The sequence below is a fragment of the Rhizobium ecuadorense genome (assembly GCF_001187535.1).
Classification (GTDB): Bacteria; Pseudomonadota; Alphaproteobacteria; order Rhizobiales; family Rhizobiaceae; genus Rhizobium; species Rhizobium ecuadorense.
On record NZ_LFIO01000845.1, the window covers coordinates 1 to 454 of the forward strand.

1 protein-coding gene is annotated in these 454 nt (G+C 61.7%); it reads right to left on the reverse strand.

Annotated features, from left to right (window positions below):
* The coding region (locus tag AF337_RS14850; RefSeq protein ID WP_160320311.1) for a calcium-binding protein at positions 1 to 454 on the reverse strand (454 nt) is incomplete at both ends.

A 454-nucleotide genomic window follows, 5' to 3' on the forward strand; every position in this document is an offset into this window, starting at 1 on the left:
CGCTGCCAAGCGTATAGTTCGCCAATGCCGTGCGAACCGTGTCGGTCCCCTCATCAGCGGCTTCGGTGACGGTGTCGCCGGCATTGTCGACGATGTAGGTGTCGTCGCCCAAACCGCCGATCAAGCTGTCCGCACCGGCCCCGCCATCAAGCGTGTCATTGCCGGCATCGCCGGAAAGCGTATCGGTGGCAGCCCCACCCGTGATCGTGTTGGCGAGATTGTTACCGGTACCAGCGAAAGTTCCTGTACCGGCAAAGCTCAGATTCTCGACATCGCTGCCAAGCGTATAGCTTGCCAGCGTCGTGCGAACCGTGTCGATCCCCTCATTGGCAGCTTCGGTGACGATGTCGCCGGCATTATCGACGATATAGGTGTCGTTGCCCGCACCACCGATCAAGCTATCCGCACCTGCCCCGCCGTTCAGCGTGTCATTGCCGGCGCCGCCGGTGATCGT